Origin of the sequence: Pseudomonas sp. RA_35y_Pfl2_P32, assembly GCF_963970735.1 — a bacterium.
Taxonomy (GTDB): domain Bacteria; phylum Pseudomonadota; class Gammaproteobacteria; order Pseudomonadales; family Pseudomonadaceae; genus Aquipseudomonas.
Genome location: NZ_CAXAQF010000275.1, coordinates 1 through 477 on the forward strand (window position 1 = coordinate 1; position 477 = coordinate 477).

At 56.6% G+C, this 477-nt stretch carries 2 protein-coding genes; both read right to left on the minus strand.

The window, feature by feature from the left end; genetic code table 11:
- Positions 1–308 (minus strand): hypothetical protein (locus AACY45_RS28245; protein WP_339548763.1); only part of this gene is annotated, 308 nt, incomplete at its 3' end.
- Positions 298–477: tail fiber domain-containing protein (locus tag AACY45_RS28250; RefSeq protein WP_339548764.1), on the minus strand; the 180-nt coding region annotated here is incomplete at its 5' end. The genes AACY45_RS28250 and AACY45_RS28245, both read right to left, overlap by 11 nt.

Below are 477 nucleotides of genomic sequence, written 5' to 3' on the forward strand. Positions count from 1 at the left end.
CGATGGGCATAATACTCAACATCGTCAATCTTAATGCGACGATATCCGCTGCGGCTGACGACACCCGCGATCTCACCGACTCGATCTTTTCGAGCCAGCAACCATCTAAACTCACCCGTGTCAGGGTCGTAGGTCACTCGCTCGCGCAAGCGATCGGCCGTGATGTGGGGCTGAGGTTTGCTCAACGAACGTAGGCGGCGCCGCAGAAGCGCGATTGCTTTCGGCACGTCTTGACCAGAAAGCGAGAGAGCCAACCTTGCTGCGCTATCGAGCAGGATGTTTTGCTCCTCGGTCAATTTATGCCGCATCCAAGAACGCTCCTAAGGCCGCAGCGCGATCCGTCGCCCGACCATAATTGACAGCCTTAAGACCACCAAACTGCTTCACAGCGTCTGGCTCGACCTGCTCGACCTCCTGCGCCAACAGGCCGATCTGCCAAACCGGGCTGTCGAGATATTTGTACTTATAGACGGTCTG